Origin of the sequence: Klebsiella sp. A-Nf5 (assembly GCF_002810545.1) — a bacterium.
GTDB classification, from domain to species: Bacteria; Pseudomonadota; Gammaproteobacteria; order Enterobacterales; family Enterobacteriaceae; genus Klebsiella; species Klebsiella variicola.
In genome coordinates this window covers 1-15,721 of record NZ_PIOG01000103.1, presented here as the reverse complement: position 1 = coordinate 15,721, position 15,721 = coordinate 1, and the positions used below count along the sequence as shown (strand labels likewise).

General features: G+C 59.1%; 15 protein-coding genes, 1 tRNA gene and 1 pseudogene. 9 read left to right on the top strand and 8 right to left on the bottom strand.

Going from position 1 to position 15,721, the window contains the following annotated elements:
• Positions 1–99 (top strand): annotated as a pseudogene (locus CWM53_RS10700) (flap endonuclease Xni); the annotation flags it as partial.
• Between the two features lie 70 nt (positions 100–169).
• Here the strand turns inward: CWM53_RS10700 and fucO are convergent.
• Both fucO and fucA read right to left on the bottom strand, forming a co-directional pair.
• Positions 170–1,318: a lactaldehyde reductase gene (fucO, locus tag CWM53_RS10695; RefSeq protein ID WP_100697289.1), complete on the bottom strand. Its 1,149-nt coding sequence runs from the start codon at positions 1,316–1,318 to the stop codon at positions 170–172.
• 27 nt (positions 1,319–1,345) lie between these two features.
• Positions 1,346–1,993, bottom strand: coding sequence for an L-fuculose-phosphate aldolase (fucA, locus tag CWM53_RS10690; protein ID WP_100730289.1), 648 nt, complete (start codon positions 1,991–1,993; stop codon positions 1,346–1,348).
• A gap of 566 nt (positions 1,994–2,559) precedes the next feature.
• Between fucA and fucP the strand changes: the two genes are divergently transcribed.
• The 5 genes from fucP (at position 2,560) to fucR (ending at position 8,397) form a co-directional block, all read left to right on the top strand.
• Positions 2,560–3,870, top strand: a complete 1,311-nt coding sequence (gene fucP / locus CWM53_RS10685; protein ID WP_100730290.1) for an L-fucose:H+ symporter permease — start codon at positions 2,560–2,562, stop codon at positions 3,868–3,870.
• Between the two features lie 32 nt (positions 3,871–3,902).
• Entirely contained in the window at positions 3,903–5,678 is a 1,776-nt protein-coding gene (gene fucI, locus CWM53_RS10680) for an L-fucose isomerase (RefSeq protein ID WP_074387720.1), read from the top strand.
• Between the two features lie 107 nt (positions 5,679–5,785).
• Positions 5,786–7,204 (top strand): L-fuculokinase, encoded by a 1,419-nt coding sequence (gene fucK, locus CWM53_RS10675; RefSeq protein ID WP_074387719.1) that lies wholly within the window; start codon positions 5,786–5,788, stop codon positions 7,202–7,204.
• A 1-nt stretch (position 7,205) separates the two neighbouring features.
• The gene (fucU, locus tag CWM53_RS10670) at positions 7,206–7,628 is read left to right on the top strand and encodes an L-fucose mutarotase (RefSeq protein ID WP_017899197.1); all 423 of its coding nucleotides are present in this window, start codon (positions 7,206–7,208) and stop codon (positions 7,626–7,628) included.
• Positions 7,629–7,686: 58 nt separating this feature from the next.
• Positions 7,687–8,397, top strand: coding sequence for an L-fucose operon activator (gene fucR, locus CWM53_RS10665; RefSeq protein WP_074387718.1), 711 nt, complete (start codon positions 7,687–7,689; stop codon positions 8,395–8,397).
• Between the two features lie 56 nt (positions 8,398–8,453).
• Here fucR and rlmM read toward each other — a convergent pair whose 3' ends face one another.
• From rlmM to CWM53_RS10645, 4 genes are all read right to left on the bottom strand, one after another.
• A complete protein-coding gene (gene rlmM, locus CWM53_RS10660) occupies positions 8,454–9,554 on the bottom strand; it encodes a 23S rRNA (cytidine(2498)-2'-O)-methyltransferase RlmM (protein WP_100675826.1) in 1,101 nt (366 codons plus the stop codon).
• Complete coding sequence (locus tag CWM53_RS10655; RefSeq protein ID WP_002915543.1) at positions 9,547–9,942, bottom strand: DUF423 domain-containing protein; 396 nt, start codon at positions 9,940–9,942, stop codon at positions 9,547–9,549. The genes rlmM and CWM53_RS10655 overlap by 8 nt, the downstream gene beginning before the upstream one ends.
• A 19-nt stretch (positions 9,943–9,961) precedes the next feature.
• A complete protein-coding gene (gene gcvA, locus CWM53_RS10650; RefSeq protein ID WP_002915545.1) occupies positions 9,962–10,879 on the bottom strand; it encodes a glycine cleavage system transcriptional regulator GcvA in 918 nt (305 codons plus the stop codon).
• 352 nt (positions 10,880–11,231) lie between these two features.
• On the bottom strand, positions 11,232–11,456 hold the full coding sequence (locus tag CWM53_RS10645) for a YgdI/YgdR family lipoprotein (protein WP_002915549.1): 225 nt from the start codon (positions 11,454–11,456) through the stop codon (positions 11,232–11,234).
• Between the two features lie 197 nt (positions 11,457–11,653).
• On the opposite strand from CWM53_RS10645, the gene csdA reads away from it, so the two are divergent.
• Both csdA and csdE read left to right on the top strand, forming a co-directional pair.
• Positions 11,654–12,859, top strand: coding sequence for a cysteine desulfurase CsdA (csdA, locus tag CWM53_RS10640; protein WP_008806276.1), 1,206 nt, complete (start codon positions 11,654–11,656; stop codon positions 12,857–12,859).
• On the top strand, positions 12,859–13,296 hold the full coding sequence (gene csdE, locus CWM53_RS10635; protein ID WP_012967316.1) for a cysteine desulfurase sulfur acceptor subunit CsdE: 438 nt from the start codon (positions 12,859–12,861) through the stop codon (positions 13,294–13,296). The genes csdA and csdE overlap by 1 nt, the downstream gene beginning before the upstream one ends.
• Positions 13,297–13,437: 141 nt before the next feature.
• Here csdE and tcdA read toward each other — a convergent pair whose 3' ends face one another.
• Positions 13,438–14,247, bottom strand: coding sequence for a tRNA cyclic N6-threonylcarbamoyladenosine(37) synthase TcdA (gene tcdA / locus CWM53_RS10630; RefSeq protein WP_012540708.1), 810 nt, complete (start codon positions 14,245–14,247; stop codon positions 13,438–13,440).
• Between the two features lie 88 nt (positions 14,248–14,335).
• A complete protein-coding gene (gene mltA, locus CWM53_RS10625) occupies positions 14,336–15,433 on the bottom strand; it encodes a murein transglycosylase A (RefSeq protein ID WP_100730291.1) in 1,098 nt (365 codons plus the stop codon).
• 210 nt (positions 15,434–15,643) lie between these two features.
• Between mltA and CWM53_RS10620 the strand changes: the two genes are divergently transcribed.
• A tRNA-Met gene (locus CWM53_RS10620) sits at positions 15,644–15,720 on the top strand.
• Position 15,721 lies beyond the last annotated feature (1 nt).

Here is a 15,721-nt window from a genome sequence, read left to right as displayed (position 1 = left end):
GCGCATCAGGAGATGGCCTTCACCTGCCGGGAAGTGGCCCGCCTGCAGACCGACCTCCAGCTGGATGGCAATCTGCAGCAGCTGCGGCTGACGCGCTAACCATCGTTAAGAGGTGCGCCGGTGCAGGGTAACTGCCTCCGGCATTGCCTGCTTTACCCGGGCCAGGCAATCACCAGGCCGCCTGATATAACCCGACGATATCGGCCAGGCTCGCCTCACGCGGGTTACCGCCGGTACACACATCCTCCAGCGCCGCCTGCGCCAGCGCCGGAATATCCTCTTTCCTGACGCCCACCTCGCGCAGATGGCCGGGAATACCGACATCGCGGTTTAGCTGGCAGACCGCCTCCACTGCCGCCTGGCGCGCGGCAGTCAGGCTTAACGCTTCCACCCTGACGCCCATCGCCTGGGCGATATCGCGATATTTTTCCCCGGTCGCCTCAGCATTAAAGCGCATCACGTGCGGCAGCAGGATGGCATTCGCCACGCCGTGCGGCGTGTTGTAAAAAGCGCCGAGCGGATGCGCCATGCCGTGCACCAGCCCGAGCCCGACGTTGGAAAACCCCATCCCCGCGACATACTGGCCCAGCGCCATGGCTTCGCCCGCGCCGGCGTCCCCGGCAACTGAGCCGCGCAGCGCCCCGGCAATGATCTCGATGGCCTTGAGGTGCAGCGCATCGGTCAACGCCCAGGCGCCGCGAGTGAGATACCCTTCGATAGCATGTGTCAGGGCGTCCACGCCGGTAGCCGCCTTCAGCGCCGGCGGCATGGCGTCCATCATATCGGCATCGATAAAGGCCACCTGCGGAATATCATGCGGATCGACGCAGACGAACTTGCGCCGCTGTTCTTCGTCGGTGATGACATAGTTAATCGTCACCTCCGCCGCGGTACCCGCGGTGGTCGGCACCGCGAAGATCGGCACGCTGGGCTGACGGGTGGGCGACAGCCCCTCAAGGCTACGGACATCGGCGAATTCCGGGTTACGCTGAATAATACCGATCGCTTTACAGGTATCCTGCGGCGAACCGCCGCCGATGGCGATCAGGTAATCCGCCCCGCTGCGCTGAAAGGCCTGCAGTCCCTGCTGGACCACGGCAATGGTCGGGTTAGGGATCACGTCGCTGAACATATCCCATGCCAGCCCGGCGGCATCCAGTTTATCGGTGACTTTCGCCGCCACACCGCAGCGGGCGAGCGTGCTGTCGGTCACGATCAATGCTTTGCGATAACCGCGCCGCGCCACTTCATCGGTTAATGCGTTTATCGCTCCCCGGCCAAACCACGCCGTTTCGTTGAGGATCATTCGGTTTGCCATCGCGTCTCTCCTGTTAGCGTTGCGGCATCACTCTTCAATGCGTAATCCGTAGGTTTTGAACTTCTCCAGCACGATGGCGATCGCCTCGTCATCCAGCACCGGTACCGGGTCGGTAATCGCCAGGGTGCTGAGATAGAGTTGGGCCAGAACTTCCACTTCATGCGCCAGCCAGAGCGCTTTCTCCAGGCTGGCCTCGCAGGCGATCAGGCCATGATGTTGCAGCAGCGTCGCCTTGCGGTGCTTCAGCGCCACAGCGACATGTTCAGACAGCTCGCGGGTGCCGAAGGTGGCATAGGGCGCGCAGGGAATCGAATTCCCGCCGGCCGCGGCAATCATATAGTGGATGGCCGGGATGGGCCGGTTGAGGATCGACACCGCCGTACAATGAACGGCGTGATTGTGGACCACCGCCTGGGCATCGGGCCGCGTCTGGTAGGCCGCCTGATGAAAACGCCATTCGCTGGAGGGCAGTTTTCCCTGCTCATGCTGGCCGTCGGCATCAATAAAGACGATCTTGTCTTCCGTCAGCTTTTCATACGGGATACCGGTGGGGGTGATCAGCATTCCTCCCTGATAGCGCACGCTGACATTGCCGGCGGTCCCCTGATTTAACCCCAGGCGGGTCATTTCCAGGCAGGTATCGATAATCTGCCGGGCCAGTCTGTATCTTTCCATTGCGTTCCTCTTTTGGTGACTCATCATCCGTCAACGGCAGGGCAACGGAAATATCGTCGGCTACCGTGGGATAGGGTGAATAATGGTCTTCATCATCAACCTGAATAATCAAAGGGGAATTTTCATGACTATATTTTGTGAACCGCGTCAATAATTCCGCCATGAAAAAATGAATTACGTCCGTTAAGAGCGCGTTTAAAATGCCCGTTCTTAATAATATTTAATCAAGCGGGCATTTTATTTTCTTGTAACATTTGCCCGTTTTCCACGATATACATTCATTCGGTCATTAGCATTGTGGTTTTGTGAATTTATTTTCTCAAACGGTCAGCGTTTTTGAAAAATTAAAGTGACAATTATCACATAAAATGGCCCGCAGAACGTTAAGTGTGACCATCATCATATTAACAGGCGGTTTTTATTTGAAAATGAAGCCATGAGTTCCGCCGTGACTTTCATTTCACTCACCGGCGCGTCACCTGAGCTCACTTAATTTTGCGGTCTGCTGCAGCACCAGACTGCGCCCTGAACGCTGTTGTAAATGCTTCTGAACCGATGAGGACGCTATGGGAAACACAACGATACCAACGCAAAGTTACCGCGCCATGGAGAGCGGGCAGAGTAAGAGCTACATTATTCCTTTTGCTCTGCTGTGCTCCCTCTTTTTTCTGTGGGCCGTGGCCAATAATCTGAATGATATTTTATTACCGCAATTTCAACAGGCCTTTACCCTGACTAATTTTCAGGCCGGATTAATCCAGTCGGCTTTTTATTTTGGCTATTTTGTTATTCCCATCCCCGCCGGGATGCTGATGAAAAAATTCAGCTATAAAGCAGGTATTCTTACTGGCCTGTTTTTATATGCCTGCGGCGCCGCGCTGTTCTGGCCTGCCGCCGAAGTGATGAATTACACCTTATTCCTGATTGGATTATTTATTATCGCCGCCGGACTTGGCTGTCTGGAAACCGCGGCCAACCCGTTTGTGACCGTCCTCGGTCCGGAAAGCGGTGGTCACTTCCGCCTTAATCTGGCCCAGACCTTTAACTCCTTTGGCGCCATTATTGCCGTGGTATTTGGCCAGAGTCTTATTTTGTCTAACGTCCCGCATCAGCCGCAGGAGGTGCTGGATAAAATGACGCCGGAACAGCTCGGCGCCTGGAAGCACAGCCTGGTCCTGTCGGTACAAACCCCCTATATGATTATCGTGGCCATCGTCCTGCTGGTCGCCCTGCTGATCGTCTGCACCCGCTTCCCCTCCCTGCAGAGCGATGACCACAGCGACAGCGCGCAGAGCACCTTCCTCGCCTCGCTGACGCGCCTGATGCGCATCCGTCACTGGCGCTGGGCGGTGCTGGCCCAGTTCTGCTACGTCGGCGCGCAAACCGCCTGCTGGAGCTACCTGATTCGCTACGCTATCGAAGAGATCCCGGGCATGACGGCCGGTTTCGCCGCCAACTACCTGACCGGCACCATGGTCTGCTTCTTTATTGGCCGTTTTACCGGCACCTGGCTTATCCGCCGCTTTGCGCCGCATAACGTGCTCGCTATCTATGCGTTTATCGCCATGCTGCTTTGTTTGCTCTCCGCCTTCAGCGGCGGCCACGTCGGCCTGCTGCCCCTGACGCTGTGCAGCGCCTTTATGTCCATTCAGTACCCGACCATCTTCTCGCTGGGGATTAAGCATCTGGGCCAGGACACCAAGTATGGCTCGTCATTTATCGTCATGACCATTATCGGCGGCGGGATCGTCACCCCGGTGATGGGCTTTGTCAGCGACGCCGCCGGCAATATCCCGACCGCCGAACTGGTCCCGGCGCTGTGCTTCGCCATCATCTTTATTTTTGCCCGTTTCCGTTCACAAGCGGTGACGAACTAAACCTGTTATCCGCATAACCTGAGGGATCTGTAATGAAAAAAATGAGCTTACCGAAGATCGGTATCCGCCCGGTAATCGATGGTCGTCGCATGGGGGTCCGCGAGTCGCTGGAAGCGCAAACCATGAACATGGCGAAAGCCACCGCCGCGCTTATCAGCGAGAAACTGCGCCACGCCTGCGGCGCCCAGGTGGAGTGCGTGATTGCCGATACCTGCATCGCCGGCATGGCCGAGTCGGCCGCCTGTGAAGAGAAATTCAGCAGCCAGAACGTCGGCGTGACCATCACCGTCACCCCCTGCTGGTGCTACGGCAGCGAAACCATCGACATGGATCCGCTGCGCCCGAAGGCCATCTGGGGCTTTAACGGCACCGAGCGTCCGGGGGCAGTCTATCTGGCCGCCGCGCTGGCGGCCCATAGCCAGAAAGGGATCCCGGCGTTCTCCATCTACGGGCATGACGTGCAGGATGCCGATGACACCTCGATCCCGGCGGATGTCGAAGAAAAGCTGTTGCGCTTCGCGCGCGCCGGCCTGGCCGTCGCCAGTATGAAAGGGAAAAGCTATCTGTCGCTGGGCGGCGTCTCAATGGGCATCGCCGGCTCCATCGTCGACCATAACTTTTTTGAGTCCTGGCTCGGCATGAAGGTGCAGGCTGTCGACATGACGGAGCTGCGCCGGCGAATCGATCAGAAAATCTATGATGAAACCGAGCTGGAGATGGCGCTGGCATGGGCGGATAAACATTTCCGCTACGGCGAAGATCAGAACGCTGAGCAGTATAAGCGCAATGAAACACAGAGCCGCGCGGTGCTGAAAGAGAGCCTGCTGATGGCGATGTGCATCCGCGACATGATGCAGGGCAACCCGAAGCTGGCGGAAAAAGGGCTGGTGGAGGAGTCGCTGGGCTACAACGCCATCGCCGCCGGTTTCCAGGGTCAGCGCCACTGGACCGATCAATACCCCAATGGCGATACCGCCGAAGCGCTACTCAACAGCTCTTTTGACTGGAACGGGGTGCGCGAGCCGTTTGTCGTCGCTACCGAAAACGACAGCCTCAACGGCGTGGCCATGCTGATGGGTCATCAGCTCACCGGCACCGCCCAGGTGTTTGCCGACGTGCGCACCTACTGGTCGCCGGACGCCGTTGAGCGGGTCACCGGGCAGCCGCTCACCGGACGGGCGGAGCACGGCATCATTCACCTGATTAACTCCGGCTCTGCGGCGCTGGACGGCTCCTGCCAGCAGCGCGACGCGCAGGGCAACCCGACGATGAAACCTCACTGGGAGATTGAGCAGAACGAGGCGGATGCCTGCCTCGCGGCGACCGAATGGTGCCCGGCGATCCACGAATACTTCCGCGGCGGCGGCTTCTCTTCCCGCTTCCTGACCGAAGGCGGCGTGCCGTTCACCATGACCCGGGTGAACATCATCAAAGGTCTGGGGCCGGTGCTGCAAATTGCCGAAGGCTGGAGCGTGACGCTGCCCAAAGCGATGCACGACCAGCTCGACGCCCGCACCAACTCCACCTGGCCCACCACCTGGTTTGCCCCACGCCTGACCGGCAAGGGCCCGTTCAGCGATGTGTACTCGGTGATGGCCAACTGGGGCGCCAACCACGGCGTGCTGACCATCGGCCACGTTGGTGCGGATTTCATTACCCTCGCCGCCATGCTGCGCATTCCTGTCTGCATGCACAACGTGGAAGCGGAGAAAATCTACCGCCCCTCCGCCTGGGCCGCGCATGGCATGGACATCGAAGGCCAGGACTACCGCGCCTGCCAGAACTACGGGCCGCTGTATAAGCGTTAACAGGTTGGTTTCGCCCGGTGGCGCAGGCTTACCTGGCCTACAGACGCGCGCGGTCTGTAGGCCGAATAAGCGCCGCGCCATCCGGCGATGTTGTTTCGGGAGTCACTATGAAGCAAGACGTTATCCTGGTCCTCGACTGCGGCGCCACCAACGTGCGGGCGATGGCCGTTGACCGACAGGGAAACATTATCGCCCGCGCCGCAACGGCGAACGCCAGCGACATCGCGGCGGAGAACAGCGACTGGCACCAGTGGTCGCTGGAGGCCATTATGCAGCGCTTTGCCGACTGCTGTCGGCAGATCCATGACCAGCTGGCCTCCTGCACGGTGCGCGGCATCACCGTCACGACCTTTGGCGTCGATGGCGCGCTGGTGGATGAGCAGGGTGCCCTGCTGTATCCGATCATCAGCTGGAAATGCCCGCGCACCGCGGCGGTGATGGAGAATATCAGCCAGTATATGCCAGCACACCAGCTGCAGCAGATTACCGGCGTCGGCGCGTTTGCGTTCAACACCCTGTATAAGCTGGTGTGGCTGAAAGAGAACCACCCGCAGTTGCTGGCGCAGGCCCATGCCTGGCTGTTTATTTCATCGCTGATCAACCACCGGCTGACAGGGGAGTTCACCACCGACCTCACCATGGCGGGTACCAGTCAGATACTCGATCTCCGGCAGCGCGATTTCAGCGCGCCAATCCTGCAGGCGACCGGCCTGCCGCGCCGCCTGTTCCCGCGGCTGGTTGAAGCAGGCCAGCCGATCGGCGCCCTGCTGCCAGATGCCGCTGCGCTGCTGGGCCTTCCCGCCGGGATCCCGGTTATCTCGGCCGGGCATGACACCCAGTTCGCTCTGTTTGGCGCCGGCGCCGGGCAGGATGAGCCGGTGCTCTCCTCCGGGACCTGGGAGATCCTGATGGTACGCAGCGCCCAGGTAGACACTTCGCTGCTCTGTGACTACAGCGGCTCCACCTGCGAGCTGGACAGCCAGCCGGGCCGCTATAACCCGGGAATGCAGTGGCTGGCCTCCGGCGTGCTCGAATGGGTGCGCAAACTGCTGTGGAGCGCTGACACCCCGTGGCAGACGCTGATTAACGAAGCGCAGGCGATCCCGCCCGGCGCCCAGGGCGTCAGGATGCAATGCGACCTGCTCACCAGCCAGCACGCCGGCTGGCGGGGCGTCACGCTCAACACCACCCGCGGCCATTTTTACCGCGCCGCGCTGGAGGGGTTAAGCGACCAGCTGGCGCAGCATCTGCATACCCTGGAAAACATCGGCGGCTTCAGGGCGCAAGAGCTGCTGCTGGTCGGCGGCGGCAGCCGCAACACGCTATGGAACCAGATCAAGGCCAACCGACTCGGGATACCGGTCAAAGTCCTCGATGATGCCGAAACCACCGTGGCCGGCGCGGCGATGTTTGGCTGGTATGGCGTGGGCGAGTTCTCTTCGCCGGAACAGGCCAGAGCGCAGGTCGCGTACCGCTACCGCTATTTCTGGCCACAAACTGAACCTGAACTGATAGAGGAAGCCTGAGATGCTCAAAACCATTTCCCCGCTGATATCGCCGGAACTGCTGAAAGTGCTGGCCGAAATGGGCCATGGGGATGAAATCATTTTTTCCGATGCCCACTTCCCGGCGCACAGCATGGGGCCACAGGTGATCCGCGCCGATGGCCTGCGGGTCAGCGATCTGCTGCAGGCGATTATCCCGCTGTTCGAGTTAGACAGCTACGCGCCGCCGCTGGTGATGATGGCCGCCGTCGAAGGCGATGCGCTCGACCCGACGGTGGAACAGCGCTATCGGCAGGCGCTCTCGGCGCAGGCGCCCTGCCCGGACATCGTGCGGATTGACCGCTTTGCCTTCTACGACCGGGCGCAAAAAGCCTTTGCGATCGTTATCACAGGAGAGTGCGCTAAGTACGGAAATATCCTTTTAAAAAAAGGAGTCACGCCGTAATCTCATGCCGGAGCGTCTGCATCAGGCAGACGCTCAATCAATGATGGGGTGAGAATAAATGAAAGCGGCCCGCCAGCAGGCGATCGTCGATCTCTTGATCAACCACAGCAGCCTGACCACCGAAACCTTGTCAAAACAGCTCAACGTCAGCAGGGAAACCATTCGCCGCGATCTGAGCGAGCTGCAGGCGCAGGGCAAAGTGCTGCGCAACCACGGCCGGGCCAAAGTGATCCACCAGCGCAGCCAGGACAGCGGCGACCCTTTTCACATGCGGCTGAAAAGCCATTACGCGCATAAAGCCGATATCGCCCGCGAAGCGCTGGCCTGGATTGACGAAGGGATGCTGATCGCCCTCGATGCCAGCTCCACCTGCTGGTATCTCGCCCGCCAGCTGCCCGACCGCCCGCTGCATGTCTTTACCAACAGCCAGCCCATCTGCCAGGAGCTGGCCAAACGCGACCAGATCACGCTCACCTGCTCCGGCGGCACTCTGCAGCGGAAATATGGCTGCTACGTGAACCCGGCGCTGATTTCCCAGCTGAAATCGCTGGAGATCGATCTGTTTATTTTTTCCTGCGAAGGCATCGACCCGCAGGGCGCGCTATGGGACTCCAATGCGTTCAATGCCGACTTTAAATCGATCCTGCTAAAACGGGCGGCACAGTCGCTGCTGCTGATCGACAAAAGCAAGTTCAACCGCTCCGGCGAGGCGAGAATTGGTCATCTGGATGACGTGACGCACATCGTGTCGGATGCGCCACAGCCTTAATAACAGGGCGGGAAGGCCGGAGAGCACCCACGCGTCTCCGGCCTGCGGTGTAGTGATTAACGCTCGTCGCGACGTCCGCCGACGGCGGCCCACAGGCGGCGCACGTGAACGGTCACTTCTTCACGATCGTGATACAGCTGACGCGCCTGGATCTGGGCGTTAACGCCGTGCTCGTCCAGCTGTTCCTGGATATAGGCCAGGTTGCGCGAAAGCTCTTCGTAGCGCTTTTTCATCGGCAGCTTAAGGTTGAAGATGGTTTCCCGGCACCAGCCGTTGACCAGCCACTGCGCCATCAGCGCCGCCACTTTCGCTGGTTTCTCTACCATGTCGCACACCATCCACGAGATGTTGTTGCGCGTGGGGCGATACTTAAAGCCATCTTCGCGCAGCCAGGTCACCTGGCCGGTATCCATCAGGCTCTGCGCCATTGGGCCGTTATCCACCGAGGAAACCCACATATTGCGTTTCACCAGCTGATAGGTCCAGCCGCCCGGGCAGGCGCCGAGATCGACGGCATACATACCGTTCGCCAGACGCTCATCCCACTCATCCGCCGGAATAAAGACGTGGAATGCCTCTTCCAGCTTGAGGGTGGAGCGGCTCGGCGCATCGGACGGGAATTTAAGACGCGGAATGCCCATATAGAACGGCGAGTTGTTGTTAGACAACGAGTAGCCGGTGTAGCAGCAACCGGGGGCGATAAAGAACACATGGACCACCGGACGTTTTGACGTTTCATAGTTGGTCAGCACGCCCGCCTCACGCAGCGCCGCACGTAACGGCACCGTAAACTTACGGCAGAACTTCATCAGCTCTTTGCTTTCGTTGGTATCCGCCACTTCCACACGCAGCTCGCCACCCTTCTCCACCACGCCCTGCAGCATACCGACGATCGGGGAAATCCGGTCTTCCGGCGGCAGATCGCGCAGCAGTTCGCCGACCACAAACATCTGGCGGGCGAACACCAGGGAGCTGAACGGCAGTTCGCGCACCAGCTTTTCGCCATCTTCGGCCTGATAGCACTCAAAAATCACATAGCCGGAGTCATCTTTGACCCGGGCAAAACCAAACACCTCAAGGCGGGCGGCCTTATCGGTAATTTCTGCTGCGCACTCTTTCTCAAACCCAGGGCGACAATAGAGGACAACCTTATTCATGAACAACGCCCTTACGTTTCAGACGAATTGCACCAATTAACATTAAAACCCAACCGGCGAGGAAGCTCACGCCGCCCACCGGGGTCACGAACGCCCACAGGCGTAAATGCGAGAGCGCCAGGCAGTAGAGGCTACCGCTGAACAACACGGTCCCTAACGCCAGAAATACGCTACTCCAGTAGAACCAGATGCTGATCCGGCGCTGCATCGCCACCGCCAGACCAAAAATCGCCAGGGTATGGAAGGCCTGGTACTCCAGGCCGGTATGGATCCAGGCCATCTCCGCCGCGCCGAGCGATTGACTTAATACATGCGCGCCAAAGGCACCCAGAGCCACAAAGATAAAGCCGCTAATCGCGGCGAATATCAGCATAAAACGGCTGGTCATGTTTTTACCCTACAAGTATTTATTGTTCATAACGAAAGCGGAATTTTTCTTGTTCACTTGCCGCTTTCGCCAGGATCCACTGCCGGAAAGCGGCTATTTTACCCAGTTCTGCCTGACTGTCATGGCAAACAAGGTAAAACGCATTCTTACTGACCAGAACATCATTAAACGGACACACCAGACGACCGGCTTCAATTTCGGACTGCGCCATCACGTTGTTGGCCAGCGCCACGCCCTGTCCGTGAATGGCTGCCTGCAGCACCATCGCGCTGTGGCTGAAAATCGGCCCCTGTTGCACATTAATATGGCTTAGACCAAGCTGGCGGGTATAAGTTTGCCAGTCGCGGCGGGACGCATCGTGAAGCAGCGTATGTTGCGCCAGATCGGCAGGCGTTTTCAATGCTTTGTCGCCGGTGAGCAAGAGCGGGGAGCAGACCGGCAGCAGATACTCGGCGTACAATTTTTCCACACGCAGGCCCGGCCAGTTGCCGCGCCCGTAAAAAATCGCCACATCGACATCGTCCGCCAGCTTATCCTCCTGGCGGTCCACCGCCTGGATCCTGACGTCGATTCCCGGATAAGCTGAGTTAAAGCTTGTCAGTCTCGGCACCAGCCACTGGATGGCAAAACTTGGCAATAAACTGACCGTTAATGCCCCTTTGGCGCTGCGCGCCTGCAGTTTACGCGTCGCTTCCGTCAGTTGCGAAAAAATCTCTTTAATATCCTGAAAATAGCTCTGCCCTTCTTCCGTTAACAGCAGCGAACGATTGCGCCGCCGGAACAGCTTAAGGCCCAGAAAATCCTCGAGAGACTTGATTTGATGGCTGACTGCGGCCTGCGTCACAAAAAGCTCATCGGCTGCCCGAGTGAAGCTGAGATGACGTGCGGCTGCATCAAAAACACGTAATGCATTCAGAGGTGGTAATCGCTTCGACATGGTTATTCTGGCTTAGATGTTAACTCGATTTAACAAATAGGAAACAATGGTTAACCTATTAGTTTTTTTTATCTGAGCCATTATAAATTGTCCGTTGAGGTTCTACCAGCAAATACCTATAGTGGCGGCACTTCCTGAGCCGGAACGAGAAGCTTTTTTTGGAATGCGTGTTCCATCAAGCTTTTGGCTTACGGTTGTGATGTTGTGTTGTTGTGTTTGCAATTGGTCTGTCTTTGCAGACCCTGGTAGCAAAGCTACCCCTTTTCACTTCCTGTACATTTACCCTGTCTGTCCATAGTGATTTAATGTAGCACCGCAACGCGCGGTGCTTTTTTTTTGCCTTTTTACTGCCTTACTCGTCCAGCTCACCCAGCTGTTTCACGTCAGAGCGATTGATCTGCTGTTTGTTGCCCCACGCGTCCTTATACGAGATCATGCCAGTATCATTATCGGTTTGCGGTTTCCCGTCGGTAACGATGGTCCGCCCATCATTGGTATGCATCACATAGTTAGAGGAACAGGCGCTCAGGCCTAAAGTCAGCATACAGGCAGAGATAATCGCAGCGGCCTTAGTCATTTTCATTTTTCTCTCCTTACGGCTATTTATACTATTCGTGACTCGTTAAGTAATAGGTTAAAACACAAACCCAACACTTTTCAGCATAACCCTCTTTGACCCACCTGGAGTCACATTCGGACAATTCCACAGGACGCAGAGGCCTTGTCACGCCCGGCAAATTGCGCGACGATCGCGGTATTGATACGAGGAATTCCATGAACGCATTCAACCCGGCGCACTTTCGCGCGCAGTTTCCGGCTCTGGCCGATGCCGGCGTCTATCTCGACAGCGCGGCGACAGCGCTCAAACCGCAGGCGGTGATCGACGCCAGCGACCAGTTTTATCGCCTGAGCGCCGGCAACGTCCATCGCAGCCAGTTCGCCGCCGCCCAGCGGCTGACCGAGCGCTATGAGGCGGCCCGCGAGCGCGTGGCGGCGTGGCTTAACGCCCCGTCCGGCAAAGATATCGTCTGGACGCGGGGGACCACCGAGGCCATCAATATGGTGGCGCAGAGCTACGTCCGGCCGCGCCTGCAGCCTGGCGATGAAATTATCGTTAGCGAAGCCGAGCATCATGCCAACCTCGTGCCCTGGCTGATGGTGGCCGGGCAGACCGGCGCCAGAGTGGTCAAGCTGCCGCTTGGCGCCGACCGCCTGCCGGATATCGCCAGCCTCAGCGCGCTCATCACCCCACGCAGCCGGGTGCTGGCCATCGGCCAGATGTCCAACGTCACCGGCGGCTGCCCGGACCTGGCGCAGGCTATCCGCCTTGCTCACGCCGCCGGGATGGTGGTGATGGTCGATGGCGCCCAGGGCGCGGTGCATTTCCCCGCTGATGTGCAGGCGCTGGATATCGATTTTTACGCCTTTTCCGGCCATAAGCTGTATGGCCCGACCGGGATCGGCGCCCTGTACGGCAAAAGCGAGCTGCTGGCGGCGATGTCGCCCTGGCTCGGCGGCGGAAAAATGATCGCCGAGGTCAGCTTTGACGGCTTTACGCCGCAGCCGGCCCCTTATGGTCTCGAGGCCGGTACGCCGAATGTCGCCGGGGTTATCGGCCTTAGCGCCGCCCTGGAGTGGCTGGCGCAGAGCGATATCGGCCAGGCGGAAAACTGGAGCCGCAGTCTGGCGAGCCTGGCGGAAGAGGCGCTGGCGAAACGGCCGGGCTTCCGCTCTTTCCGCTGCCAGCAGTCAAGCCTGCTCGCCTTTGAATTCGACGGTGTTCATCACAGCGATCTGGTGACGCTGCTGGCGGAATCGGGCATTGCCCTGCGCGCCGGGCAACACTGCGCCCAGCCGCTGCTGGCGGCCTTAGGGGTCAGCGGCACGCTGCGGGCCTCTTTCGCCCCCTACAATACCCAAGACGATGTTGCGGCGCTGGTCCACGCGGTGGATCGCGCCCTGGAAATTCTGGTGGATTAATGACAACTCTGCACCCCTTCGGCACAACCATTACCGACGCCACGCTGCGCCAGACCTTCGCCCCGCTGAACCAGTGGGAGGATAAATATCGTCAGCTGATTTTATTGGGCAAAAAGCTGCCGACGCTGACCGATGAGCGCAAAGCGCAGGCCCGGGAGATTGCCGGGTGTGAAAACCGCGTCTGGCTGGGCTATGAGGAGGATGCCGAGGGCAGGCTGCACTTCTTTGGCGACAGCGAAGGACGGATTGTGCGCGGTCTGCTGGCGGTGCTGTTGACCGCCGTGGAAGGAAAAACCCGCGCCGGGATCCTGGCGCAGGATCCGCTGGCGCTGTTCGACGAGCTGGGGCTGCGCGGCCAGCTCAGCGCCTCGCGCAGCCAGGGCCTCAGCGCCCTGAGCGAGGCGGTACTCGCCGCCGCCCGCGAGGTTGAGGTTTAAGCTCATCCCGGGGGCGGCGCTTGACGCGCCTTGCCCGGGCTACGGGCTCATGCAGTTTTGTCGCCCGGACAGGTGCGCAGCGCCGCCTCCGGGGAATTGTCCTGTAGACCGGGTAAGGCGCCTGCGCCGCGACCCGGGAATTTACGTCGTCTGCCGCTCCGCTTTCGCCAGCATCTTCTTCAGAGCATGCGATACCGCGACGAAGCCAAAGGTCGCGGTCACCATGGTGGCCGCGCCAAAGCCGGAAGCGCAGTCCATCCGCTTCGGCCCTTCCGCCGTGCTCTTCATCGCGCAGACGCTGCCGTCCGCTTGCGGGTAGACCAGCGCTTCCGTAGAGAAGACGCAGTCCACGCCGAGCTTACCTTTACTGTTTTTCACCACTCCAAACTGACTTTTCAGCCGCTCGCGCAGTTTAGCCGCCAGCGGATCCTGGATGGTCTTCGCCAGGTCAGCGACCTGGATCTGCGTTGGGTCAATCTGACCGCCCGCCCCGCCGGTGGTGACCAGCGGCACTTTGTAGCGGCGACACCAGGCGATAAGCGCCGCTTTCGGCCGGACGCTATCGATCGCGTCGATGACATAGCTAAAGCCGGCGCCCAGGTATTCGGCCACGTTTTCCGGGGTCACGAAATCATCCACCACCGTCACCCGACACTCCGGGTTGATGAGACGAATACGTTCCGCCATCACTTCCGCTTTCGCCAGCCCGACGTTGCCGCTCAGGGCGTGGATCTGACGATTAGTGTTGGTAACGCAGACATCATCCATATCAATAAGGGTAATCGCCCCGATGCCGGTTCGCGCCAGCGCTTCCGCCGCCCACGAGCCGACCCCGCCGATCCCGACCACGCAGACGTGGGCGTCGGCAAAACATTGCAGCGCTTTTTCACCATATAAACGTGCCGTACCGCCAAAACGCTGGCGCCAGGCATCGCTGATTACAACAGACATAGAACCTCAGAACAAAATGACAGCGCCCGGAGGCCGCCGTAAAACGGCGTCATCCGGGCGCCCAGGTCAACAGGCATGGCCAGGGGAGTTAGCCGCTAAAGACGCTCCCCGCGCCCGGGGCGTTTTTCAGCACCCATACGCGGCCATAATGGTTATACCAGCCGGCACGGTGGCCTGCGTCAGGCCCAATGCCCTGATAAATGTCGAAATGCTGGCCTTTGATGGCCCCGCCGACGTCGAGAGCGACCATCAGGCGCAGTTCGTACTGGCCGTTAAACTTGCCGTTATTATCCAGCAGAGGCACCTCGGCCAGCAAGGTGGTTCCCGGCGGAATAATCGACCGGTCGGAAGCCACCGAAGCGCGGCCGATCAGCGGCACGGCGCTGGCGCCTTTCACCGGCGCGAAAGACTGCGGTTTAAAGAACACAAACGACGGGTTCTGCTCCAGCAGCTCGCGCACTTCCGCTTCGCTGTGCTTTTCACCCCACTCGCGGATCGCCTGCATCGACATATCTTCTTTCTTGACTTCCCCACGGTCGATCAGCACTTTGCCGATACTCCGGTAGGACCAGCCGTTTTTCCCGGCATAGCTAAAGAAGTTGAGCGGCGAACCATCGCCAAAATCGATATAGCCGCTGCCCTGCACGTCCATGATGAAGTTATCCATCAGCGAATTGCTGTACGCCAGCACATAGCTGTCGCTCAGCGCGCCGGCATAAATGCTGGCGCGGGACGGCAGCTTGCCGCGTTTCGGCGGCATACGGTAAATGGGGTACTGGAATTCACCCTGACGGGTGTGGCGCGCCTGCACGACCGGCGTGTAGTAGCCGGTAAACTGGACGTTGCCATAGTTGTCGGTGCCCTGCATCTGCCAGGCGTCAATGCCGAACTGGCGCAGCGTACGCGTGTCACCGCCCGCGCGCAGCCACTCCTGCAGCGCATTATAGACGTTGCTCTGGCTATTATAGAGGCGCGGCGAGGCGTTACGAATTTGATTAACCTGTTCGGAGAAGTCGCCGGCGTTGATCGGCGCCCCGACGGCATCCGGCTGGTTTACCAGTGAAAACGGCTGGGTGAACTTGCCATCGCTATATTGCTGACCGCGGTCGGTCGGTTTTGAGGAACAGGCGGCGAGCATGGCCAACATTGCCCCCGTCGCTACATATTTTGCCCAACGTCCTTTCATGGTGTCTCATCTTTTGCTGCGAAGCCTTAGTGCGTGTTGAAGATAACAAAGCGCCGGGGCTATTGAAATGCGCGATCTCATCGATGGCACAGATTTGTGTAAAAAAAGACCACAACATGGCGTTTTATAAGCCAATTCTTACAAAAATGTCGATTTGGTCGAAAAAAGGTTGCAACATCTCGCTAGCGGAGTATAGTGCGCTTCCACGGACGCGGGGTGGAGCAGCCTGGTAGCTCGTCGGGCTCATAACCCGAAGGTCGTCGGTTCAAATCCGGCCCCCGCAACCAA

What these genes read in the sequence shown, in the direction of transcription:
- fucP (WP_100730290.1), top strand. Translation starts at nt 2,560, where the DNA reads ATGGGAAACACAACGATACCAACGCAAAGTTACCGCGCCATGGAGAGC.
- mltA (WP_100730291.1), bottom strand. Translation starts at nt 15,433, where the DNA reads ATGAAAGGACGTTGGGCAAAATATGTAGCGACGGGGGCAATGTTGGCC.
- fucI (WP_074387720.1), top strand. Translation starts at nt 3,903, where the DNA reads ATGAAAAAAATGAGCTTACCGAAGATCGGTATCCGCCCGGTAATCGAT.
- fucA (WP_100730289.1), bottom strand. Translation starts at nt 1,993, where the DNA reads ATGGAAAGATACAGACTGGCCCGGCAGATTATCGATACCTGCCTGGAA.
- fucO (WP_100697289.1), bottom strand. Translation starts at nt 1,318, where the DNA reads ATGGCAAACCGAATGATCCTCAACGAAACGGCGTGGTTTGGCCGGGGA.
- fucK (WP_074387719.1), top strand. Translation starts at nt 5,786, where the DNA reads ATGAAGCAAGACGTTATCCTGGTCCTCGACTGCGGCGCCACCAACGTG.
- tcdA (WP_012540708.1), bottom strand. Translation starts at nt 14,247, where the DNA reads ATGTCTGTTGTAATCAGCGATGCCTGGCGCCAGCGTTTTGGCGGTACG.
- CWM53_RS10645 (WP_002915549.1), bottom strand. Translation starts at nt 11,456, where the DNA reads ATGACTAAGGCCGCTGCGATTATCTCTGCCTGTATGCTGACTTTAGGC.
- rlmM (WP_100675826.1), bottom strand. Translation starts at nt 9,554, where the DNA reads ATGAATAAGGTTGTCCTCTATTGTCGCCCTGGGTTTGAGAAAGAGTGC.
- gcvA (WP_002915545.1), bottom strand. Translation starts at nt 10,879, where the DNA reads ATGTCGAAGCGATTACCACCTCTGAATGCATTACGTGTTTTTGATGCA.
- fucR (WP_074387718.1), top strand. Translation starts at nt 7,687, where the DNA reads ATGAAAGCGGCCCGCCAGCAGGCGATCGTCGATCTCTTGATCAACCAC.
- CWM53_RS10655 (WP_002915543.1), bottom strand. Translation starts at nt 9,942, where the DNA reads ATGACCAGCCGTTTTATGCTGATATTCGCCGCGATTAGCGGCTTTATC.
- csdA (WP_008806276.1), top strand. Translation starts at nt 11,654, where the DNA reads ATGAACGCATTCAACCCGGCGCACTTTCGCGCGCAGTTTCCGGCTCTG.
- fucU (WP_017899197.1), top strand. Translation starts at nt 7,206, where the DNA reads ATGCTCAAAACCATTTCCCCGCTGATATCGCCGGAACTGCTGAAAGTG.
- csdE (WP_012967316.1), top strand. Translation starts at nt 12,859, where the DNA reads ATGACAACTCTGCACCCCTTCGGCACAACCATTACCGACGCCACGCTG.